Source organism: Flagellimonas okinawensis (assembly GCF_029194005.1).
Lineage (GTDB): Bacteria > Bacteroidota > Bacteroidia > Flavobacteriales > Flavobacteriaceae > Flagellimonas > Flagellimonas okinawensis.
The window spans coordinates 54,462-78,391 of the sequence record NZ_JARFVA010000005.1; the positions used below are offsets into that span (position 1 = coordinate 54,462).

Below are 23,930 nucleotides of genomic sequence, written 5' to 3' on the forward strand. Positions count from 1 at the left end.
GTATACTATTGTTTTCTTAAAACTTTTCCTGATTTGATATCCTTGAACTCCCCTTGGTCCACAGCGATGCCCCCGTTGACGATCACGTAGTGGATGCCTTCCGAATATTGGTGCGGTTTTTCGAAAGTGGCCTTGTCGATGACCGTGTTCGGATCGAAAACCGTAATGTCGGCCCTGAGTCCCTCCTGTATCGATCCGCGATCGGATAGTTGAAGGCTCTGTGCCGGTAAATAGGTCATCTTGCGTATGGCCTCACTGAGTTCCAAAGTATTCTTTTCCCGCACATAACGCCCCAAGACCCTTGGAAAGGTACCGTACCACCTGGGGTGGGGGTGTCCCATGCCGGGCTCTACCAACCGACCGTCCGAGCCGATCATGGTGAAGGGGTGTTTCATGATGCGTTCCACATCCTCCTCTGCCATGGCGTGGAACACACAGGAAGCCCCGCCGTTCAATTGGGCCTTGATGACCATCTCCGCGCCATTTTCCACGGAGGGCTCCATATCGTTCTCTTCGCACCAAAATTTCAAGGTCTTGCCCTCCAGCCCGGGTTCCCAGGCCACTTTTGCGAATTGTATCCTGTCCAGGTCGGAACCGCCCCGGTCATTGAGGATGTTGAAGACGATACCGTTTTTTATGCTGTCGCGCAGAACGGGATCGGCCACCCGCGCCTTGAACGCTTCTTGTCCACCGGCCCTGGCCCAACTGGGAATGAGCACGGAAATGCCCGTATAGCTCGCTGCATAGGGATACTGGTCCATTTTAATGTCCAGTCCTTTGGCTCTTGCGGAATCCACCATGGCAAGGGTCCTTGCGCTTTTGCCCCACATCGGCTTTCCGATGGCCTTGTGATGGGTCAGCACAACGGGGATATCGGCATCTTCCGATATCTTAATGGCCTCTGCCACCGCATCGAAGAGTCCAAGTCCCTCTTCCCTAAGGTGCGAGGTGTAGATGCCACCATGGCCGGAGGCGACCTTGGACAAACTGATGACCTCATCGACCTTGGAGAAGGCACCGGGCAGATACTTCAGTCCCGTGGATATACCAAAGGCACCATCTTTCATAGCACTGTCCACTTGGGCCTCCATCGCCTTGAGTTCCTCTTGGGTGGGGGTCCTGTCCTCCAATCCCATAATGTTTCTTCTGATCGTGTTGTGACCGACCAAATAGGCCACGTTCATTCCAACGCCCTTTTGTTGGAGACTGTCCATATAGGGTTGTAAAGGATAAGGGGAACTTCCATCGGGTCCCCCAAGGGCCGTGGTCACCCCTTGTCGCACATGGCTTTCACAGGAATTCAGTTCCATGATCGGCTCAATATGGGTGTGCATATCTATAAAACCAGGGGAGACGGCCATTCCCGTGGCATCTATGATTTTATCCGCCTTGGCGTTTTTGAGGTCGCCGAGGGCCACGATCATGGAATCCTTGATCCCGATGTCGGTCTGCGCAGGGTCGCCCCCCTTGCCATCATATACCGATCCGTTGAGGATCAACAGATCGTAGGTTTCACCCGGACCGCAGGATGTGATCCATAGCAGGCATGCTCCCAATAGCGCTAAAATACGTGTGCTGGAATTTATTTTGGTCATCATAAAATGGTTGTTTAAAGAGTGGTTTCGGCTGTATCCTTTTCCCTGAGCAGTGCAAAGGCCCCCTGTAATTTTTTGGTCGTTCGCCCAACCTCATCACCATGCCCAAAGCTGTGGTCCCCCAATTGGGAGATCGAAGCGATCTGGGTCGTGGTGCCCGTAAAAAAGGCCTCGTCCATATCCGGTATTTCCTCTTCCCTCAAAGGGCGTTCCATTACCGGGATCCCCAGCTCACCACAGAGTTGGAGCACGATCTTCCTGGTAATGCCGTTGAGGATATGTTCATCGGCCGGATGGGTGATCACCGTGCCGTCCCTGACGAAAAAAATATTGGTATGGGACCCTTCGGTCAGGATGCCATTACGGACCAGGGCAGCTTCATCGTTCCCGGACTCCATGGCCGCTTCGTTGGTCATGATATTGCCCAATAGGGAAATGGACTTGATATCACAGCGATGCCACCTGAAATCGCTCTCTATAATGGCCTTCATCCGCTTTGGGTTGATCGGGGGCAGTTCATAGGGCAGGGCATACATCATCACACTGGCCGCTGCCCCTTTGGGGTAAGCGTGTTTTCTGGGGGCAATGCCCCGGGTCACTTGCATATAGATCAGAGAGGACTTTTGGGATAGTCCCGAAGCACTGAGCAAACCGATCAACGCATCGTCGATGTCCCTTACATCGAAAAGGATGCTTATTTTGTCCAGATTGTCCTGTAAGCGGTCCAAATGGGCCTTCTTGTAGAAAATGCCGTTTTCCAATTGCACCATCACCTCGTAAATCCCGTCCCCGAACAGAAATCCGCGATCGAACACCGAGATTTTAGCATCATGGGAATCCAGTATTTCTCCGTTTAGATATACTTTTTTGGGGAAGTTTCCTGTGGGCAACATTTTTGGTCGGTTTTGGTCCAAAGGACCTTTAGGCCCTTTACACGCATCTTGATCGTGAAAATACTCGATATTTTTCTAAATTAAAATCCAGTGTGGAAGTTTAGTCCACCACAGGATGAATTTTATGGAATTTTGGAAAAGCATGGGTACTTTTTGAGGAAATAAAGGTCCTTGCCCATGGAATTGATCGGGAAACTTTCATTTTTGAAGGGATTTGACGTACTTCACAAAAAAGAAGGCCTATGATCATTTTTGTTGATATGGACGAGGTAATCGCCGACGCTTACCAAGCCCATATAGATATTTATAACCAGGAATACAATGCCGATATAAAGGCGGAGGAGTGCATGGGCAAGGAGTTTTGGCAATGTGTGCCCAAGGCCCACCAACAATCCATCAAGGACCATACCCGAAGGGATGGGTTTTTCAAGGACCTGAAACTGATCGAGGGAAGCCGTGAGGTGCTCAGGGAACTCAGCGCAAGGCACCAAGTGTACATCGCCTCGGCCGCCATGGAGTTTCCGCAATCCCTTCGTGAAAAATCGGATTGGCTGGATGCATACTTTCCCTTCATTCCCTGGCAGAACAGGATACTCTGTGGTGACAAGCACGTGCTCAAAGGGGACGTGCTGATCGATGACCGCAGCAAAAACCTTGGACCTTTCGATGGTCGCTCCATTATGTTCACCTCACCGCACAATACCCAAGTGGACTTATTCGAGCGCGCCGATACCTGGGAGGACATCGCAAAGAAACTTTTGTAACTTGCCACCTATGCAAAGGACACTGCCCAAGATCGTTTCCCTACTGTTCATTTTGATGCTACAGGCCTGTGCGGCACAGTCACATCTGATCCAGGATGAACTGCAGACGGTCACCAAGGAGAACCTGAAATATTACCTTTATTATCCAGAGAATTATTTCGAATCCAAAGAGGATTTCGGTCTGTTGCTGTTTCTTCATGGAGGTGGTGAGTCGGGCAGGAACCTCGAAGAGATCAAGGATACGGGACCGCCCAAAATGTTGGCCGAGGGAAAACAGTTCCCATTTTTGATATTGGCCCCTCAAAACTCCCATGCCAAAAAATGGTGGAACACCGAAGCAGTGGTCCAACTCCTGGATTCGGTGGCCAATGTCCATCGGGTGGACAAGAAAAGAATATACCTCACCGGACTCAGTAGGGGAGGCAGTGCGTGTTGGGAGCTGGCGACACAGTATCCCAAAAAGTTCGCGGCCATGGCCGTTGTCTGCGGAATGACCCCATTGCCCTATGCGCACTGGATAGATAGGGAGCTGCCCATCTGGGTCTTCCATGGGGACCGGGACGAGGTCATCCAAGTGGGGGAATCGGACAGGATGGTGGCCAAATTACGGGAAATGGGACACGAGGTCAGGTATACGCGTTACAAAGGTGTCGGGCACAATGCTTGGGGCAGGGCCTATACCACGGATTCCCTGTATACCTGGATCAACGCACAAAAACGAATCAATTGAGATAGATGAAGTACCGAATGGTTTTATGGACCTTTTTATGGGTCGCAGTTTTGGGATGTAAACAGAGGGATAAAGCCGGGCAACAGGATCCGGCCCCGACGAAAGCACAAATGGTATCGGATACCGTCGAGGTCGACTCCCTGCCACAAGGGGACGAACCCCTTTACAGGACCTTCGATGGACTTGCGGATACCACCTTTGTGCGGCTTGCCGATTTCAGCGGGGATTTTGAATATGATATGCGCTATGCCACCGAAAACAACTTTCTGAAGGCCAAGGTCTATGAATGTCCGGAGTGCTATACCCGTGTCAAAACGGCCAAAGCCCTGATAGCGGCCAACCGGGAATTTTTGAAAAAGGGGGCCAAGATAAAGTTCTTTGATTGCTACCGGCCCAATTCAGTGCAGTACAAAATGTGGGAAATCGTGCCCAATCCACAATATGTGGCCAATCCCGACAAGGGATCGATCCATAACAAGGGCGGTGCCGTGGACATTACCTTGGTGGACCTCGATGGCAACGAACTGGACATGGGAACGGATTTCGATTATTTCGGAAAAAGGGCCTATCACGATAACCTGGACCTTCCACAAGAGATCTTGGACAATCGGAAACTATTGAAGGAGACCATGGAAGCGCATGGTTTTTGGTCGATACGTACCGAGTGGTGGCACTATAACCTTTCGGCAGCTTCCAATGACCCGGTGGCCAATTTTAAATGGGATTGCCCGAACTGATCGGTTCCCCTTCATATCTTTTCGCAATCCATGAGGATCAGGCTGTCCGTGCAAGTTTTCGTAAAGAACAGATAGCGCTCACCACCATCCTTTATCTTGTGCTTTTTGCGGAGTTCAGCTACCGGTACCGGGAAATTACGGACGGTGATGTTCGCTTTGGAAGCCCCCAGGGCCTTGAGCGATTTTTTGGAATAGGGCAGTACCTGTCGGATGCGGAACCTCCTGCCCGGAAAATCGATCGGCCGCTCTGCGGTGTACAGATGTGAGTGCTGGTGCAATTTTACCAAGCCGTAGCGATTGGCCACGGACCTGAAACCGCCCGACTTTAGTATGGCCGCATTGGGTTCGTACAAAAATGACAGGGGTTCCCCATAGCTTACCTTCTCGGCCCGTTCCGACTCCATTTCAAAATCGAAGGTATCCTTCCCATCCTTGGAAAGGTTCACGGTCCTGATGGCAATGCTTCCGGTATACCCTTTCTCCAATACAAAGAGCAGTTCCTTTACTTCGTTGTCCAGTGCCACCACATGGACCTCTTTGACATGTCCCAGTTCTTCGATGCCCATTTTGATATCCAAAAGGGGGGATGTTTTTACCAAAACATGCCGTGTTTTTTCAAAGAGCAGTTCAAGGTTATCGGGCAGGTCGGGAAGGCAGTCCGCCAATAGGAAGACCTTGCCCTTTTTGTCGTTTCTTCGGGAAGGGTCGACATAGATCCAATCAAATAAAAGGGAAGACTCCCGTAGATATTCCAGACCGTCCTTTGCGATACAATGGATGTTTTCCCGTCCCAGGACCTTAAAATTGTGACCTGCTATCCCACTGAGTTCAGGGTCGATCTCACAGTGGATGACACGCTCCATTCGCTTGGAAAAAAAATAACTGTCCACACCAAAGCCGCCGGTGAGGTCGGCCAAGGTTTCCCCCTTTACGATCCCTGCCTTGTATGCGGCGGTCCCTTCCGAACTTGTTTGTTCAATGTTCAATTTGTTCGGGTAGTAGATATGTTGGCTCTGGTACCATGTGGGCAGTTTGTCCCTGCACTTTTTCTTCGCTTCGATTTGAGTGGCCAGTTCTTTGGCCGATACCCCTTCGAAATGTGGGGAATGCAGTAAAACTGACATGATGTCAGACGATATATTATCCGATATAAAATCCTGTACACCAGTATTTAATATATCTTTATTCAAACCAACACTATAAATTTTTGGTCAACTTCTTCACAAAGGAATTATCGGCTAAGAATTCCTTTAGGATCACCTTGATGGCCGTGTACCCGGGAACCGCGACCACCATGCCCACAACACCGAACAACAGCCCGGCAATAATGATGATCAAGAATATTTCCAGCGGGTGCGACTTGACACTGGTAGAGAATATAAAGGGCTGGGAAAAGAAATTATCGATAAGTTGCCCAATGGTCAGACCGATCAAAACATACATGGCCTTCGGCAAAATAACGGTGCTGAAATCGGCATCCAAAAAACTGGTCATCGTCAATGTGATCATGGTGACCCCTCCGATGATCGGACCTATGTACGGGATGATATTGAACAGTGCGCAGAGAAAGGCGATCACTATGGCATTCTCGACCCCTACGATCAAGAGCGCAATGGTATAGATCACAAACAGGATGAACAACTGTAACAGGATGCCCGCAAAATACCGGGAGAGCAGATTGTTAATCTTGTCAATCGATTTGACCAAATTACTTTCCTTGTTATCGGGGACAAAGGTCAAAATACCGTTCTGCATCAACTTGCTATCCTTCAAAAAGAAAAAGGAGATAAAAAGGACGGAAAACAGCCCTATACTGAAATTGCTCAGTGCATTGACGAACGAATTGAGAAAATTGGGGATAAAGCCCAGGTCAAGACCCTGTAACATGCTTTCTTCCAATTTGGATTCGTTCAATAGGTCGTCCACACTGCCCGTTGAGGCGCCAAAATAGTCCAGGGTCTGCAGATAGAGCGTGTTCAGGTCCCCTTTAAGGGCTTCGATGTCCAGTAGGGATAGGTTCTTGCTCTGCTCGGCTATCAATGGAATGAACAGGGCCAGGATGCCCAGAAAAATGGACAGCATCAAGACCATGGCCACCACAACGGCCAAGGTGTTCGGGAATTTCAGTTTACGCCTTAGAAACATTACGATGGGCCGTCCCAAAAGGGCCAGCACCGCGGCAATGGCCAAGTAGGCCAGTACCGATTGTATTTTGTAAAAGAACCAACATAGCAGGACAACCCCGACCAGGATGGCCACCGCCCTTAAGATACCATTGGCAATCGTCTTTGAATTCATTGATCAACTTTTAAAAGCAAATTCCACAATATTGGATCCCATTTGCAGGGCCTTGGTACGGACCTCTTCGGGATCGTTGTGCACACTGGGGTCCTCCCAGCCGTCACCAAGGTCGCATTCATAGGTGTACAACAATACCAGCCTTCCCTTATCGAATATACCAAGGGCCTGGGGCCTTTTTCCATCGTGCTCATGTATCTTGGGAAGACCGTCCGGAAAATTGAATTTTTGGGAAAATATCGGGTGGTCCGTGCCCAGTTCCTCCAACTGCCTATCCGGGAACACTTTTGCCAATTCCCGCTTTAGATAAGGCTCCATGCCATAGTTGTCATCAATATGGAGAAACCCCCCGGAAAGGAGATAGGTCCTTAAATTTTGTACTTCCCCTTCGTTGAAAAAAACGTTGCCGTGCCCGGTCATGTGCAAAAAGGGATATTTGAACAGGGAAACACTGCCCGCCTCCACAGTTTCGGGCTCAGGGTCGATCTTGGTGCCTATCTGTGCATTGCAGAACCGGATCAAGTTGGGCAATGCCGTTGGATTGGAATACCAATCCCCGCCACCACCGTATTTGAGTACGGCAATCTGTTGGGCTGTTGTGGCAGTCACTGCAAAACAGAGCAGTGTGCCCATTAAAAACAATTGTTTTTTCATGAAGGGTGGCTTGACCTGCCCATCAAAAATAGGTAATCCATGGTAAACATTGCGCAACAAGACCGATTAGTTGTTGATCATGGCCACTGTTGTGCAGGCGACAATGGCAGCGGTTTCCGTGCGCAGGCGATTTCTTCCCAGGGCAATGGGGGTATATCCCTTGTCCTTTGCCATATCGATCTCATCGTCCGAAAAGTCGCCTTCGGGACCGATAAGGATCGTGATGTCGTTGTCGGCGATCACCTTGCGCTTCAATTCCATTTTTTCCCCGTTCTGGCAATGGGCGATGAACCGCAGTCCCGGTTCAGTTCCGGTTTCCAAAAATTCCTTGATGGAAATGGGTGGGTTCAATTGGGGCAATACCGTTTGCAGGGATTGTTTCATGGCCGCCTGTAATACGCGTTCCATCCGATCGAGCTTTAAGGTTTTGCGTTCTGAATGGTCACAGATAATGGGCGTGATCTCGTCGACCCCGATTTCGGTGGCCTTTTCCAAGAACCATTCGTAACGATCGTTCATTTTGGTGGGGGCCACGACCATGTGGAGCTTATATCGTTTGGGAATGGACTTTTTTTCGGAGACAATGCGTGCCCTGCACTTTTTTGGGTCCGCCTCCATGATCTCGGCCTCGAACAGGTAGCCCTTGCCATTGGTGATGTGCACGATGTCCCCTTCGGATTTCCGTAACACCCGTACCATATGTTTGCTCTCGTCCGGAGGAAAAATAAATTGTTTGGCACTGTAGTCCAATGATGGGTTGTAAAAAAGTTGCATAGCTAAGATTTTAATTATTCGGACCCAATGGCATAACGGGCCTTTGCCGCTATACTTTGGTCCGTGAACTCGCCCTTTTCGTATTTCAGGTATCCCACGATACCGATCATGGCGGCGTTGTCCGTGCAATATTCAAATTTAGGAATAAAGGTTTGCCAGCCCAATTTTTCCTCTGCGTCCACCAATCGCTGCCGGATCCCAGAATTTGCCGCTACACCTCCGCCGATGGCAATGCGCTTGATGCCCGTTTGTTCCACGGCCAATTGGAGCTTGTCCATCAGTATTTCCAAAATGGTGAACTGCACCGAAGCACAAATATCATTGATGTTTTGGGACACAAACCCTGGATCCTTTTGGGTCTCCCGATTGAGAAAATAAAGGATGCTCGTCTTTAGACCGCTGAAGCTGAAATCCAGACCGTCCACTTTGGGTTTGGGAAAAGGGTAGGCACCGGGATTTCCAAGCTTGGCATACTTGTCGATCAGCGGTCCGCCAGGGTAGGGCAGCCCCATGAGTTTGGCGCTTTTGTCAAAGGCTTCCCCCACGGCATCGTCCAAGGTCTCCCCCAATACCTCCATCTTAAAATGGTCGGTGACCTTTACGATCTGTGTGTGTCCCCCACTGATGGTCATGGCCAAAAACGGGAAGGCGGGGGCACTTTGGTCCTTGTCATCGATAAAGTGCGCGAGGATATGCGCCTCCATATGGTTTACCGCTATCAGCGGTACATGGAGACCCAATGCCAGGGACTTGGCAAAAGAGGTTCCCACCAACAAGGAACCCATAAGTCCCGGCCCTCTTGTAAAGGCTATGGCGGATAGTTGATTTTTGTCGATATTTGCCTTGGCCAAGGCTTGGTGCACCACGGGTACAATATTTTGTTGATGTGCCCTTGAGGCCAGCTCTGGTACCACACCTCCATATTGCTTGTGGATTTCTTGCGTTGCTACCACATTGCTCAGTACCTTTGTATTGCAAAGTACGGCGGCAGAGGTGTCATCGCAAGATGATTCGATTGCAAGAATGTATTTTTTTGGATTTTCCACTGGTTTTGGAACAAAAATTGATCGTCAAAGGTAAAACATAAAGCCCTATCAAAAAACTCCGCAAAATACTGTTACGTTTTCTTTTGGCCATCATCCTGATCCTGGTATTGGGTTCCTTGGTGCTTTCCCTGCCCGCGGTACAGACCAAATTGGGCAAATATGCCACGGATACCTTGAACGAGGAGTTCGGTACAAATATCCAGATCGATAGGGTGAGCATGTCCCTGTTCAACCTGAATGCGGACATCAAAGGGGTATATGTGGAGGACTATAAAAAGGATACCCTGATCTATATCCATAAACTGAGCACCTCCATTCTCAATCTGAGGAACATGGCCAACAATAGCATGGAGTTCGGTGATATGGAGCTGGACGGGCTTGTCTTTAACTTAAAGACCTATGAAGGGGAGACGCAGACCAACCTCGATGTCTTTGTCGACAAACTGGACGATGGGCAACCACGGGCACCCGGCACCCCGGCATTTTTGATGACCTCGGACGGGATCGAGATCCATGACGGGAAATTTCGGTTGATCGATGAAAACCTGGAAGCGCCCGAAACCCTCAATTTTTCCGAAATCGATATCCTGGCCAGTAACTTTCTTATTGAGGGGCCCAATGTTTCCTTAAAGATCGAGCAACTGTCCACCTTGGCCAAAAGGGGCATACGCCTTAAAAAATTGTCCACTGAATTTGCCTATACCACGGAACAGATGCGTTTTGATTCGCTCCTGATTGATACGGAACAATCCGAGCTCAAAGGTAACCTGGTGTTCAATTATAATCGGGAGGACCTCGCCGATTTTATCGATCTGGTCCAGATCGAGGCCAATTTCACGGAATCCTCCGTGGCCCTTAACGAGGTGAATGCCTTTTACAATGAGTTCGGCCAGGACAAAACGGTGACCTTTACCGGTGATTTCAGTGGAGTGCTCAACCAGCTTCAAGTGGACAACCTCTTTCTTTTTACCGATAACACGGGGATCCGGGGCGACTTTAGGTTCGACAATATGTTCAGTGAACAGGCACCTTTCGTGCTCCGAGGAGAAATAGACAACCTGACCTCCAGTTATTATCAGCTCAGGAGTATCCTGCCGGATATCCTGGGGAGGAACATTCCCGAATCGGTCCAGAAACTGGGGCAATTTACCGTCCGTGGTGATACGGAGATCACGGAGACCTCCATCGATGTGACCGTTAACCTGAACACCGCCGTGGGCGATAGTTATGTCGACCTGCAAATGACCAATGTGCAGACCATTGAAGATGCTTCCTATATCGGGTTCATTTCACTGATCGACTTTAACCTGGGTGAGTTCATCGATAACGACGATCTGGGACTGGCTTCCATGGACATGAACGTCGAGGGCAAAGGTTTTGTCGCGGAGAGCCTGAACACAGAGGTCTCCGGTGACGTTTACAAATTCGACTTCAACGATTACGAATACAACAAGATAAAGGTCAAGGGAATATTGCGGAACCAGCTTTTCGACGGTATCCTTTTGTGCAATGACGATAACTTTAGGTTCGATTTCCAGGGACTGGCCAATTTCGGGGCACAACAGAACAAGTTCAACTTCGTTGCCGCCGTGGACTATGCCGATCTGAAGAAGCTCAATTTCATCAACGATAGTATTTCCATTTTCAAAGGACATATCGATATGGATATCGAGGGCAATACCCTGGACGACATGGCGGGTGAGCTCCAATTTACCAATACGACCTATCAGAACATCAACGATACCTATTATTTCGAGGATTTCAACGTTACCTCTTCTTTTGAAAGGGATACCATCCGTACCATCGAGATCAATTCACCCGACATTATAACCGGATATATGCGGGGAAGCTTCAAGGTCAACGAACTGGGGCGTTTGGTGCAGAACTCCGTGGGAAGTATCTATACGAACTACCAACCCTTTGAAATATCCAAGGGACAGTATGTGGACTTCAACTTCAAGATCTACAATAAGATCGTGGATGTGTTTGTCCCCGAAATGGCTTTTGATCCCAATACCTTTATCCGTGGGTCGATACAGGCGGACCAGAGTGATTTTAAGCTGACCTTTAAATCGCCCAGCATCGAGGCCTTTGGCAATACCTTCGATAATATAGAACTGAAGATCGACAACAAGAACCCCCTCTTCAACACCTTCGTATCCGTGGAGGACATGTCCACGGTATATTATGATATCAAGGATTTCAATTTGATCAATACCACCCTTCAGGATACCCTGTTCTTCAGAACGGAGTTCAAAGGGGGCAGCGAGTATAATGACAGTTATAACCTCAATTTCTATCACACCTTTAACGAGAACAACCGATCGGTAATCGGCTTGAAGAAATCGGATGTCAGTTTTAAAGGGAACACCTGGGTGCTGAACAAGGACGGAAACAGCAAGAACAAGGTCATCTTCAACAGCAACCTGGACAGCATCCGTATAGAGGATGTGGTCATGGACAATAACAATGAGGAGCAGATCCGATTGCGGGGAGAGTTTGCCGATTCCACCTACAAGGACCTGGACCTGCAGTTTAAATTGGTATCCCTGGAGAAGATCACCCCGGCCATCGATAGCCTAAAAATGGATGGGGAAGTGGACGGGTTCCTCAATATCCTGCAGAAAGATGGAAATTACCTGCCCACATCCAGCCTGAACATCAAGAACTTCAAGGTGAACGATATGCGCATGGGCAATCTTGAAGTCGGTATATACGGAAATAACGACCTTACGGAATTTGGGGTGAGCACCTGGCTCAATGATCGGGGCAAGGAGCGGATGAGCATTAACGGGAAGGTCACCAATATCGATGAAAAGCAGGAACTGGACCTTCAGGCCCATTTTTCCGATCTGGCCCTGGAACCGTTCAAACCTTTGGGCGAGGACATAATTTCGAACATTAGGGGCTTTGTCAGCGGGGATGCCACCATATCGGGGGATGTGAACAATCCCTCGATCAATGGACTGCTGACCCTTAACGAAGCGGGCATCGGTATACCCTATCTGAACGTGGATTACGATTTCGCCCCAAGATCACAGGTGCGGCTGTTCGATCAGACCTTTTATTTTGAAAATGTGGAATTGTCGGACGTAGAGGAGGGCACCACGGCGATCTTGGACGGTACCATAAGCCATACGGGGTTTGACGATTGGTATATGGGCCTTGATGTGGATACCCGCAACGACCGCTTTATGATCTTGAACACGGAATATGATGAGGAATCCCTCTACTACGGAACGGGCTTTATCAATGGAACGGGCAGTATTTATGGACCGGTCGATGCACTGACCATATCGGTGGATGCCACCACGGCGGCCGGCTCTTCCTTAAAGATACCCCTGAGCGATGTCACCAGTGTAGGGGACTATTCCTTTATCAACTTTTTGGAGAAGGGACAATCGGGCTCCCTGGAAGAGGAACGTGTTTTGGAAGAATATCAGGGATTGGAGATGAAGTTCGACCTTGCCGTGACACGGGATGCGGAAGTGGAGATCGTTGTAGATCAGGATACGGGAAGCTCCTTGAAGGGGACTGGGGAAGGCATCTTGTTGATCGAGATCAATACCAACGGTAAGTTCAATATGTACGGGGACTTTGTCGTGGTCTCCGGTGAATACAATTTTAAGTACGGGGGGGTGATCGATAAAAAATTCAAGGTACGTCCGGAAGGGACCATCCTTTGGGAGCGTGACCCCTTGGCAGCGCAATTGAACCTGGAGGCCGTATATTCACTGAACGCCAACCCGGCCCCATTGTTGGACAATGCCGGCTATACCGGAAGGATACCAACCGAAGTGGTGGTCAGGTTGACAGGGGAACTGGAAAGTCCGAACATCGATTTCGGTATTGAATTCCCGGGGACCAATTCCGTGGTGCAGTCCGAACTGGAATACCGTTTGCAGGATCCAACGATCAAAGAACGGAATGCCTTTTTCCTTTTGGCTCAAGGTACTTTTGTGAATCCACAGTCCGGGGGGATCAATCAACAGGCCGTTACGGGAAACCTGATCCAGACAGCTTCAGGACTTTTTAACCAAATATTATCGGGGAACAACGATAAGCTTAATTTTGGGGTCTCCTATGAACAAGGGTACAATGACCCCAATGCGGATATCGCCACGGAGGACCGTATCGGGGTGACCGTATCCACGCAATTATCGGACAGGATACTGGTCAACGGAAGGGTGGGGGTTCCCGTAGGGGGCGTTTCCGAAACCGTGGTGGCCGGCGATGTTGAGGTCCAGGTGCTGTTGAACGACCAGGGGACCTTAAGTGCAAAGATCTTTAACAGGGAAAACCAGATACAACAATTTTTGGCCGAACGCCAAGGATATACCCAAGGGGTGGGATTGTCCTATCAAGTGGATTTCGATAGTTTCCGGGAATTGATGCAAAAGGTCTTCAATAAACAGGAAAAACCGGAAAAAGAAGCGGAAACCGACCCAAGAAAACAAGCCTCCCAGGTCATGGGCAAGGATAGCCTGATCCGTTTTTCAGAAAAGCCCATAAATCGCCCATAATCACTTCTATTAAATTTATATTTTTAAGAGTTTTTACATTAATTTATTACGAAAACGTTTGAGAAAGCCCGTCAAAACAAATAAATTATTAAGACATTCAAAATTTGAATAAAGTTTCCTAGTTTTGATCTCTTAAAAAATTGAATGGCTTCAAAAATTAAAAAAATAGCGGTTTTTACCTCTGGAGGAGACTCTCCCGGAATGAATGCCGCCATTCGTTCCGTGGTCCGTACCTGTGCCTATCTGAATATTGAATGTGTCGGTATCTACAGGGGGTATCAAGGGATGATCGAAGGGGATTTCAAGACCTTGGATGCACGTAGTGTGAACAATATCATCAATAAAGGGGGGACCATTTTAAAGTCCGCCAGATGTGACGAGTTCAGAACGGCGCAAGGAAGGAAGAAAGCATACGACCAATTGACCAAGGAAGGCATTGAGGCCTTTGTGGTGATCGGAGGGAACGGAAGCTTTACGGGAGCCCTTTTGTTCACCGAAGAATATGATTTTCCGGTGATCGGGATTCCCGGTACCATCGATAACGATATTTTGGGCTCTTCTTTTACCATAGGATTCGATACCGCGATCAATACCGTTGTGGACGTCATCGATAAAATACGCGATACGGCAAGTTCCCACAACCGATTGTTCTTTGTTGAGGTCATGGGAAGGGATGTGGGCCATATCGCCCTTAATGCAGGTGTAGGAGCCGGTGCCGAGGAAATATTGATCCCGGAACAGAACCTGGGATTGGAACGTTTGTTGGATTCCTTGAAGCGCAGTAAGGCCTCTGGAAAATCATCCAGTATCGTCATCGTTGCCGAAGGGGATAAAATTGGTAAGAACGTTTTTGAACTCAAGGAATACGTAGAGGAGCATTTGCCCATCTATGATGTAAGGGTGTCCGTATTGGGGCATATGCAGCGTGGGGGCAACCCGACCTGTTTCGACCGTGTGCTCGCCAGTAGAATGGGCGTTAAGGCCGTGGAAAGCATCTTGGAGGGCAAGACCAATCTAATGGTAGGTATCAGGGATACCAAATTGGTGCTTACCCCATTGGCCGAGGCCATTAAGGCGCACACAGAAATCGACGAAGAACTCATTAGAGTTTCTGATATAATGACAACTTAATTTTAAACACAAAAAACAAGATCATGTCAAATTTGAAAATAGGAATTAACGGATTCGGTAGAATTGGAAGGTTGGTATTTAGGGCCACCGTAAAAAGAGGTGATGTGGATGTTGTGGCAATCAACGATTTGTTGGATGTTGAACATCTCGCCTACTTGTTAAAGTATGATTCGGTACACGGAAACTTCGATGGAACCGTTGAGGTAAAGGATGGGAATCTAGTGGTGAATGGCAACACGATCAGGATTACTGCCGAGCGTGATCCCAAAAACTTGAAATGGGACGAAGTCGGTGCAGAGATCGTTGCGGAATGTACAGGTATCTTTACCACTTTGGACATGGCACAGAGCCACATCGATGGCGGTGCCAAAAAGGTAGTTATTTCCGCTCCATCCAAAGATGCACCAATGTTTGTAATGGGTGTTAACCATAAGGATGTAAAAGCCACGGATACCATTATTTCCAATGCATCATGTACCACTAACTGTTTGGCCCCGATTGCCAAGGTACTAAACGATGAGTTCGGTATTGCAGAGGCATTGATGACCACCGTTCACGCCACTACTGCTACCCAGTTGACAGTCGATGGTCCATCAAGAAAGGATTACAGAGGGGGTAGAAGTGCCCTTTTGAACATTATTCCTGCATCCACTGGTGCGGCCAAAGCGGTGACCAAGGTAATTCCTTCATTGGAAGGTAAACTCACAGGTATGGCGTTTAGGGTGCCCACTGCTGATGTTTCCGTAGTGGATCTTACCGTGAAATTGGAAAAAGAGACTTCTTACGAAGGGATCAAAGCTGCTATGAAAGCCGCTTCCGAAGGTGAGTTGGCCGGCGTTTTGGGCTATACCGAGGAATTGGTGGTTTCCCAGGATTTTGTCGGTGATGTGAGAACATCCATCTTTGATGCCGATGCCGGGATCGAATTGAATTCCAAATTCTTCAAAGTAGTATCTTGGTACGATAACGAGACCGGTTACTCCAACAAATTGATCGAATTGGCATTGCACGCAGCCAGCCTATAAATTTTATTCCATAAATTAAGGTCCTGAAGGGGTAATTCCCTTCAGGATCTCAATATAAAATAGCGACGTATGGTATTGATCGTAGATAGTGGTGCCACCAAATCGGATTGGATCGCCCTGGATGAAAAAGGGGAACAATTGTTCGTGACCCAAACCTTGGGATTGAGCCCAGAGGTACTTACCAAAGAAGTGATTGAAGATAGGTTGGCCAACAACTTTGAACTATCCAAGAACAGAGAGGACGTACGTCAGTTATATTTCTATGGTGCCGGATGTGGTACCGATAGGATGAAGAATTTTTTAAAGGCCATTTTCAAGGACTTTTTCCCCAATGCCAAAGCAGAGGTAAGAGAGGATACCTATGCCGCGATCTATTCCACTACAAAGATCGGTAGGCAGGGCATCGTATGTATCTTGGGAACGGGTTCCAATTGTAGTTATTATGATGGCCACCAATTGATACAGAAGGTAACTTCCTTGGGCTATATCCTAATGGATGATGGTAGCGGAAATTTCTTTGGCCGTAAACTGATCCGGGATTATTACTTCCACAAAATGCCGCAGGACCTTGGAATGAAGTTTGCCAAGGAATATGACCTGGATGCCGATGTCATCAAGGAACACCTTTACAAACAGCCCAACCCAAATACCTATTTGGCGACCTTTGCCCGATTTATCATCGAGAACAAGGAACATCCCTATTGTAAGGGCGTCATTGAAAAAGGACTGCAGCAGTTTGTCAACAATTACATTATGCAGTACGAACTGGCCACCAAGGTACCGGTCAGTTTTGTAGGGAGCATCGCCCATTTCTTAAGGGACGAGCTTACCGCTTGCCTGGAACGCAACGATCTTATACTGGGGGTTATCCGTCGTAGGCCCATCGAAGGCCTGGTGGAATTCCACCGTGAGACTATTTAACCGCGATCATCGATATTTCCACGTTGACGAACTTTGGTAGGTTCGCTACTTCCACAGTTTCCCTTGCCGGGGCAGTTTCGGCATCGAAATATGTGCCATAAACCTCATTGATCTGTGCAAATTGGTGCATATCCTTGATGAATATGGAAGACTTGATCACGTGCTCAAAGGTCATTCCGGCCTCTTCCAATATAGCTTTTAGATTTTCCATGGACTGTCGGGTCTCCTGCTGGATATCACCTTCCACAAGGTTTCCGGTAGCCGGGTCGATCGGGATCTGTCCGGAGATGTAAAGGGTGTCCTTGATCAGTACGGCTTGGTTGTAGGGTCCAATGGGCGCAGGGGCCTTTGGGGTATTGATTATTTTTTTCATCTTATGTTTTTAGGGGTTAAAAGGTAAAAAATATACCCGATACTTTTAGCGCTGGCTTCTATTTTCCCATTTGATATCGCTCAAGATGGAACTCTTGATCCCGATAAAGAAATACCAACGTTCAAATCTTCCGAAAGGGGTCCAGTCAAAACTCAACCTGAAACTTCCCAAATCCCGCTTAAAGGCGAAACGCGTATCGGTAAACCCTTTGTCCTTTAGGTCGTATCCGGAGTTAAAGCCCACTTCCCATTTGGGGGTCAGCTGAATATTGCCCGAGAACATCAGGGAATGGTTGGTAATCTCACTTTGTCGGTTACTGTTGTTGTAAGAAGCTACATAGGTGAAACGGGCATCCCATGGTAATTTATTGTTGTATATGGGCCTGTCCTCATCGGGTTTCCGATCGTTGTCTCGACTACTGCCCCTTCTTCCTCGGTTAAAACCAGCGCCAGCACCTCTGACATCGTCCATGGCAAAGGGGTTGTCACTAAAGTCCGACTGCTTTTTCTCGTCCGTTTTTTCTTTGGCGCCGCCTTTTTGGAACATTTCGCTGTTCAGGGAGAAACTCGTATTGATCCTAGCGGAGGTCAATCGGGCGATACCGCCCCCGTTGTTGATGTTCAGGGTATTGATCCGCCTCCCGTTGTTATCGATGGCGTAAGGGTCGAAGGTGGCGGCAAAGTTGATGGGAACGTTCTTTATGATCTCCGTGGCCCCGCTCATACTGATGGGGCTCAATTTTAGGGAATCCGCCTCCAAGTTGTAGCTGGCATTGAAGGTAAGGTTGCTTAAGATCTTGACCTTTCTCGGCTCCGTGGCCGTGGAATCCTTGTCCCGAACCTTTGCTTCCAATGAGTTCTGGAGGGAAAAGCTCAACGAACTTCCTTTATTCAGCGAAGGCCTGCCATAGATGCTTGTCTCATAAGGCGTATACTCGACCTCTTCACCATCCGCATCGGTATAACTTTCATAGAATTGTTCGAAGGATGGGGTGTAGCTATAACTGATCGAAGGACGGATCACATGGCGAAGTGCCTGGATTTTCTTGTCCTCACCGAAGTTCCATGTTCCATACATGGTCGTCCCGATACTGGTTCCCATGCTATACCGGTTGAATCGGTCGAAACCCGCTATGGTATCGGTCACCACCTCTTCGGTCTCGGAATTGTATTGACGTCTGATGGTCTCCATGGTCCAGATATCCTCATAATTTCCACTTAGACTGACACTGAGGTATTTGGCCAGTTTGAAGTTGGTCGCTATGGGAATCCGGTGTCGTGCGCCTATTCTGGCCTCATCGAACATCCCGCTCTTGAAAAAGTTCTCCTCCGTAGTGGTAATGCTGTTCTGGGCATTCACATCATATTGAAAATTGATGTTCTCAAAAATCCCTTTTTTGACCGCGTCACGCTTTACGAAGGGATAGATACGCTCCATGCTCGCCTGGAAGGTGGGCAGGGACATATTTATGGTCTGTGTCCTGGAGTTCTGTGTGTGGCTTACCGTCAAGCTGGTGTTCACGGAAGGATAGGCCGGAAATGTTTTGGAATAACTGATGGAGGAGGCAAAGGTGTTGGTCTGTGAATTGTTTCGGTTGACCTGGTTCAGGGAGTTCGTGTAATATTGACTGGAACCGAGGTTCACCGAGGCCGAAAAACGCGAATTGGGGCTTGCCTTGGCGTCTTGTGAGTGGGATATCCGGATATTGTAATTGCTCGTTCGACTGTAATCGTCAAAACCCCTTTGACTGGTAACCAGGTTCTCGTAGCTTATATTGATGTTCCCATTGAACTTGTAACGCTTGGTGTATACGGACCTACCTTGCAGCCCATAACTTCCGTTGGTATAGTAATCCCCGGTCACACTAAGGTCGACATAATCACTGATGGGCAGGTAATATCCCCCGTTTTGGATAAAATAGCCCCTTCTGGGGTCGTTACCGAAAGTGGGGAAGAGAATGCCCGGTGCCCGTCCGCCCGTTAAGGGGAAATAGGCAAAGGGGAGTGCTATGGGCGTGGGTACGTCCATGATGTACATATTACTGTACCCGGCAATGATTTTTTTCTTGGGCACGAACTTGGCCTTCCTGACGCGGATGTAATAATCGGGATTGACCGTATCGTTGGAGGTGGTCAGCTTGCCCTCGCTCAGAAAGTAGACCGAATCGTTCTCCTTTTTCGTTCTTTCGGCATAGACTTTCATTGCGTCGTTGCCCAATTGTCCCAAACCGGCCTGTTGTTCCGTTCTGGAATTCCATATCAGGGCCTTCTGGGTATCAAAGTTAAAACGTATCGAGTCCGGTCGCACTTCGTTGTCCCCTTGTTTGAAAAAGGGCAATTGGGAGTAATTCCCCAAGGAGTCCTTCATCCTGCCCGCATAAACCTCGTTCTTTACGTAGTCCATAACAATGACCCCAGCCTTGAGTTCCGTATCCTGATAATAGATCTCGGCCTCGTCATAGAGATAGATCTTGTTGTCCTTTTGACTGAGCTTTACGTAATCCTTTGCCTTATATTCTATTTTGTCCAAGAGCAAAGGCTGTTTTTTTGGTACCGTGTCCTTCTGGACGGAATCGGTCTTGATGGTGTCATTGAGTATGTTGGGAGGGAGCAAGGGAGCGAAAATCGTATCCTTGATGGCCTTTATGGGCAAAGGCGTAATTGGATCTTCCTGAGCACTTAAGGTAGCGATGCCACAAAGAAGAACAAATAGGAAAAGTAAAAGATGTTTATTTGGTTGCAACGTGATAAATCCTATTTTTGTGCTAGTCGGCCCAGTTTTTGGGGTCAAACTTACATATATTTTTTGTTCTACTAATTGGGGATTACAATATTTTTAACCAATTAGGAACACTATAATTACTCAGTTCTTATGAATAAAAGCCGGTTCGCATTTTTAGTTTTTCTATTTCTGGTCCTCCCTTTGGCCTCGTTCAACAAAAATGATACCGAGGTATTGCCAAAGGATAAATTCGTGGTGGTACTGGATGCAGGGCACGGTGGACACGACCCGGGGAACATAGGAAACGGGTATCTGGAGAAAGAGATCGCCCTTGCCATTGTCCTAAAGGTGGGCAGGGAGCTGGAGAAGCACCCGGACATCAAAGTGGTCTATACCAGGAACGACGATACCTTCGTGGATCTATTCGCCAGAGGGGAGATCGCCAACCAGGCCAATGCGGACCTTTTCGTATCGGTCCACTGCAACGCACACAATTCAGATGCCTATGGTACGGAGACCTATGTACTTGGACTGCACGCCAATCGACAAAACTTCGAGGTCGCCAAAAAGGAAAACTCCGTGATCTATCTGGAGGATGACTACGAACAGCGCTATGCCGAATATGATATCAACTCACCGGAATCGGTTATCGGGCTTACCATCATGCAAGAGGAGTTCCTCGACCAAAGTATTCAGCTGGGAAAAAAATTACAGGACAATTTTACAAAAGGGCTCAAGCGAAAGGACCGTAAAGTAAAACAGGCCGGTTTTATCGTCCTCCACCAGACCTTTATGCCCAGTGTTTTGGTGGAAGCCGGATTCTTGACCAATAAGAACGAAGGGAGCTATTTGAACTCCAAAAAGGGCCAGGACGAAATGGGGAAGGCCATTGCCGAGGCCGTATTGGCGTACAAGGAGGATATGGGATTCACCGCGGCGCCCATCGCATCCACGCCCAAAGTGGAAGATGCCAAGGTGGCCCTGGAGATAAAAGAGGAGAAGACCGAGGCCAAAGAGGTCGTTACGGACAAGAAACAAGAGCAGGTGGCCGAAGTGGCCGAAAGGACAGTGGCCGCTGCTGAGGGCAAAGCAAAGCCCAAAGGTTCAGGGGTCGTTTACAAAGTGCAATTGATGGCCAGTGGGAAGAACATTCCCCTGACCGGTGGCAACTTCAATGGATTGGATCAGCTTTCCAAGGAGCCGTACAAAAACCTGTTCCGTTATATGTACGGAAACGCGGACAGCTATGAAGGGGCCAAGCAGCTAAAGAAAAATGCCGATGCCAAGGGCTATACGACATCATATATCGTAGCCTATAAGAACGGGACGAGGGTGCCGCTGACCGCTGCATTAAAGTAGAAGGGCGCCAAGATCGTTCTTGTGAAAATAATTCCTAATTTTGTTTAAACTGTAAACCGAATCTTTTGAAACTATCCAGGGAAATCAAAACTGGGATTATCGTAGTGGCTGGAATCGCAGCCTTTATTTTTGGGCTTAGCTACTTGAAATCCTCTCCGCTATTCGAAAACAACAAGACCTTCTATGCCGTTTATGACAATGTCGGTGGCCTACAGCCGGGAACCAAGGTGTCCATCAATGGGTATAATGTGGGCAATGTGACCGATATAGGCTTTAAGGACGGCTCCGGGCAGTTGTTGGTGACCTTGACGGTCAACAACGAGTTCGAATTTTCACAAAACAGTATAGCCGAACTTTTTGATACCGGGATCATCGGTGGGAAGGGCATACAGATCGTACCTGTCTTTGATCAACAACCGCTGGCCAAGTCCGGCGATACCCTGCAATCCAAGATCAAACCGGGGATCACCGAGCTGGTACAACAAAAGCTCACCCCGCTCCAGATGAAGGTGGAAGGCGCGGTATCCAATGCGGACTCCCTACTGATGAACGTGAACCAGATATTGGACGACCCCACCAAAAAGCAATTGCAGGAGACCATTACTTCCCTTAACCAATTGGTGAAATCCTTCAAGGGCAGTGCGGACAACCTGAACGTCCTATTGGCCAACAACAAAATGCAACTGGACAGCTCCTTGAAGAACGTAAACCATATCACCTCCAATTTTTCCAAGCTTTCGGATTCGTTGGTGAACGCCGATCTTGGCGGGACCCTGGCAGAATTCCAGAGCACCGTTGGAAAATTGAACGGCATCCTTGCCAAAATAGAACAGGGGGAGGGCTCCCTGGGCAAACTGCACAAGGATGATGCCCTGTACAATAATTTGGCAGCCGCATCCCGGGAACTGGACCTCTTGTTACAGGATTTCAGGCTCAACCCGAAACGTTACGTGAACGTATCGGTCTTTGGCAAAAAACAGAAGGAGTATACCCTGCCAGAAAATGATCCGGCCGAAACGGATAAATCGACAGAATCAAAAGAAAATCAATAGATGGAATATTTGCCCAATATCGTATTTGCACTCGCTCTTATTGCAGGCATAGGATTTTTTGCCCGTAACGTGAAAAAGCTGTCCCGTAACATCAAACTGGGAAAGGATGTCGATGTAAGCGACAATCGGCCACAACGTTGGAGGAACATGGCCAGGATAGCCTTGGGACAGACCAAAATGGTCGTCAGGCCCGTAGCAGGTCTTCTGCACATTATCGTTTATGTGGGCTTTATCATTATCAATATAGAGGTGCTGGAGATTATCCTGGACGGCCTATTGGGCACGCACAGGCTCTTCGCCCCATTGGGAACCGCATACAATTTTTTAATAGGCTCCTTTGAGGTGTTGGCGCTTTTGGTCATTGTGGCGGTCATCCTTTTTTGGATTCGTAGGAACATAATTAGGTTACAGCGTTTCATAAAGCCCGAAATGAAGGGCTGGCCCAAGACCGATGGTAATATGATCTTATATATCGAGTTGGTGTTGATGACCCTGTTCCTGACCATGAACGCGGCCGATTTTCAGTTGCAACAACTGGGTGCGGAGCACTATGTGAAGGCCGGGGCATTTCCGGTGAGCCAGTTTATCGTCCCGTTGTTGGAAGGACTTTCGGAATCCTCATTGATCCTGGTGGAACGTACGGCATGGTGGCTTCACATTATAGGTATTTTAGCGTTTTTGAACTATCTCTATTATTCAAAGCATTTACATATCCTGTTGGCGTTCCCCAATACATTTTATGGAAAAACACGCCCTCAGGGACAGTTCAATAACCTGGAATCGGTGACCAATGAGGTCAAGCTCATGATGAACCCCGATGCGGACCCGTTCGCGGCCCCCGCGGAAGAGACCTCGACCGAACCTGAAAAGTTCGGGGCTTCGGATGTCATGGACCTCAATTGGGTGCAGTTGCTCAATGCCTATACCTGTACCGAATGCGGAAGGTGTACCTCAGAGTGTCCCGCCAATCAGACCGGTAAGAAACTATCACCGCGAAAGATCATGATGGATACCCGTGACAGGTTGGAAGAAGTGGGCAAGAACATGGATGCCAACAAAGGCGAGTTCGTTCCGGACGGAAAGCAATTGTTGGGGGACTATATCAGCCATGAGGAGATTTGGGCATGTACCACCTGCAATGCATGTGTACAGGCCTGTCCGGTAAGCATCGACCCTTTGTCCATTATTGTGGAAATGCGCCGGTACCTGGTCATGGAACAATCGGCGGCCCCGATGGAACTGAACAATATGATGTCCAATATAGAAAATAACGGTGCCCCTTGGCCCTACAACCAAATGGACCGTTTAAACTGGGTAAACGAATAAATCGAAAA

At 48.4% G+C, this 23,930-nt stretch carries 19 protein-coding genes; 10 read left to right on the forward strand and 9 right to left on the reverse strand.

Features of this window, described 5'->3' with window-relative positions:
* Nucleotides 1–5 precede the first annotated feature (5 nt).
* Together PY091_RS13810 and PY091_RS13815 are read right to left on the reverse strand one after the other, a co-directional pair.
* Nucleotides 6–1,598, reverse strand: a complete 1,593-nt coding sequence (locus PY091_RS13810; protein WP_275650243.1) for an N-acyl-D-amino-acid deacylase family protein — start codon at nucleotides 1,596–1,598, stop codon at nucleotides 6–8.
* 11 nt (nucleotides 1,599–1,609) lie between these two features.
* Entirely contained in the window at nucleotides 1,610–2,488 is an 879-nt protein-coding gene (locus tag PY091_RS13815; RefSeq protein WP_275650244.1) for an aminotransferase class IV, read from the reverse strand.
* A gap of 242 nt (nucleotides 2,489–2,730) precedes the next feature.
* Between PY091_RS13815 and PY091_RS13820 the strand changes: the two genes are divergently transcribed.
* Genes PY091_RS13820 through PY091_RS13830 form a run of 3 tightly spaced genes read left to right on the forward strand, consistent with a single transcriptional unit; the run spans nucleotide 2,731 to nucleotide 4,719 of the window.
* Nucleotides 2,731–3,252 (forward strand): 5' nucleotidase, NT5C type, encoded by a 522-nt coding sequence (locus PY091_RS13820; protein WP_275650245.1) that lies wholly within the window; start codon nucleotides 2,731–2,733, stop codon nucleotides 3,250–3,252.
* A 10-nt stretch (nucleotides 3,253–3,262) separates the two neighbouring features.
* Entirely contained in the window at nucleotides 3,263–3,982 is a 720-nt protein-coding gene (locus tag PY091_RS13825; RefSeq protein ID WP_275650246.1) for a carboxylesterase family protein, read from the forward strand.
* A 5-nt stretch (nucleotides 3,983–3,987) separates the two neighbouring features.
* Entirely contained in the window at nucleotides 3,988–4,719 is a 732-nt protein-coding gene (locus tag PY091_RS13830; RefSeq protein WP_275650247.1) for a M15 family metallopeptidase, read from the forward strand.
* A gap of 11 nt (nucleotides 4,720–4,730) precedes the next feature.
* Here PY091_RS13830 and PY091_RS13835 read toward each other — a convergent pair whose 3' ends face one another.
* The 5 genes from PY091_RS13835 to tsaD all read right to left on the reverse strand — a co-directional run bounded on the left by PY091_RS13835 (nucleotide 4,731) and on the right by tsaD (nucleotide 9,491).
* On the reverse strand, nucleotides 4,731–5,843 hold the full coding sequence (locus tag PY091_RS13835) for a THUMP-like domain-containing protein (RefSeq protein ID WP_313790387.1): 1,113 nt from the start codon (nucleotides 5,841–5,843) through the stop codon (nucleotides 4,731–4,733).
* A gap of 73 nt (nucleotides 5,844–5,916) precedes the next feature.
* A complete protein-coding gene (locus PY091_RS13840; RefSeq protein WP_275650249.1) occupies nucleotides 5,917–7,017 on the reverse strand; it encodes an AI-2E family transporter in 1,101 nt (366 codons plus the stop codon).
* Nucleotides 7,018–7,020: 3 nt separating this feature from the next.
* Nucleotides 7,021–7,671 carry a DUF4159 domain-containing protein gene (locus PY091_RS13845; RefSeq protein WP_275650250.1) on the reverse strand — a complete coding sequence of 217 codons (651 nt, stop codon included), beginning with the start codon at nucleotides 7,669–7,671 and terminating at the stop codon, nucleotides 7,021–7,023.
* Nucleotides 7,672–7,737: 66 nt separating this feature from the next.
* Nucleotides 7,738–8,445 carry a 16S rRNA (uracil(1498)-N(3))-methyltransferase gene (locus PY091_RS13850; protein WP_275650251.1) on the reverse strand — a complete coding sequence of 236 codons (708 nt, stop codon included), beginning with the start codon at nucleotides 8,443–8,445 and terminating at the stop codon, nucleotides 7,738–7,740.
* A 14-nt stretch (nucleotides 8,446–8,459) separates the two neighbouring features.
* A complete protein-coding gene (gene tsaD, locus PY091_RS13855) occupies nucleotides 8,460–9,491 on the reverse strand; it encodes a tRNA (adenosine(37)-N6)-threonylcarbamoyltransferase complex transferase subunit TsaD (protein WP_275650252.1) in 1,032 nt (343 codons plus the stop codon).
* Between the two features lie 83 nt (nucleotides 9,492–9,574).
* On the opposite strand from tsaD, the gene PY091_RS13860 reads away from it, so the two are divergent.
* The 4 genes from PY091_RS13860 (at nucleotide 9,575) to PY091_RS13875 (ending at nucleotide 17,091) form a co-directional block, all read left to right on the forward strand.
* Nucleotides 9,575–14,014 carry a translocation/assembly module TamB domain-containing protein gene (locus PY091_RS13860; RefSeq protein ID WP_275650253.1) on the forward strand — a complete coding sequence of 1,480 codons (4,440 nt, stop codon included), beginning with the start codon at nucleotides 9,575–9,577 and terminating at the stop codon, nucleotides 14,012–14,014.
* A gap of 144 nt (nucleotides 14,015–14,158) precedes the next feature.
* Nucleotides 14,159–15,145, forward strand: coding sequence for a 6-phosphofructokinase (gene pfkA / locus PY091_RS13865; RefSeq protein ID WP_275650254.1), 987 nt, complete (start codon nucleotides 14,159–14,161; stop codon nucleotides 15,143–15,145).
* Between the two features lie 23 nt (nucleotides 15,146–15,168).
* A complete protein-coding gene (gene gap / locus PY091_RS13870; RefSeq protein WP_275650255.1) occupies nucleotides 15,169–16,170 on the forward strand; it encodes a type I glyceraldehyde-3-phosphate dehydrogenase in 1,002 nt (333 codons plus the stop codon).
* 69 nt (nucleotides 16,171–16,239) lie between these two features.
* Complete coding sequence (locus PY091_RS13875) at nucleotides 16,240–17,091, forward strand: N-acetylglucosamine kinase (RefSeq protein WP_275650256.1); 852 nt, start codon at nucleotides 16,240–16,242, stop codon at nucleotides 17,089–17,091.
* Here PY091_RS13875 and PY091_RS13880 read toward each other — a convergent pair.
* Entirely contained in the window at nucleotides 17,084–17,464 is a 381-nt protein-coding gene (locus tag PY091_RS13880; protein WP_275650257.1) for a RidA family protein, read from the reverse strand. The two genes, PY091_RS13875 and PY091_RS13880, sit on opposite strands and share 8 nt — an antisense overlap.
* Before the next feature lie 45 nt (nucleotides 17,465–17,509).
* On the reverse strand, nucleotides 17,510–20,206 hold the full coding sequence (locus PY091_RS13885) for a putative LPS assembly protein LptD (protein ID WP_275650258.1): 2,697 nt from the start codon (nucleotides 20,204–20,206) through the stop codon (nucleotides 17,510–17,512).
* A gap of 129 nt (nucleotides 20,207–20,335) precedes the next feature.
* Between PY091_RS13885 and PY091_RS13890 the strand changes: the two genes are divergently transcribed.
* The 3 genes from PY091_RS13890 (at nucleotide 20,336) to PY091_RS13900 (ending at nucleotide 23,922) form a co-directional block, all read left to right on the forward strand.
* Nucleotides 20,336–21,544, forward strand: a complete 1,209-nt coding sequence (locus PY091_RS13890) for an N-acetylmuramoyl-L-alanine amidase family protein (protein WP_275650259.1) — start codon at nucleotides 20,336–20,338, stop codon at nucleotides 21,542–21,544.
* Nucleotides 21,545–21,609: 65 nt separating this feature from the next.
* Entirely contained in the window at nucleotides 21,610–22,596 is a 987-nt protein-coding gene (locus PY091_RS13895) for an MlaD family protein (protein ID WP_275650260.1), read from the forward strand.
* Nucleotides 22,597–23,922, forward strand: coding sequence for a 4Fe-4S dicluster domain-containing protein (locus PY091_RS13900; protein ID WP_275650261.1), 1,326 nt, complete (start codon nucleotides 22,597–22,599; stop codon nucleotides 23,920–23,922).
* The last annotated feature ends 8 nt before the right edge of the window (nucleotides 23,923–23,930 follow it).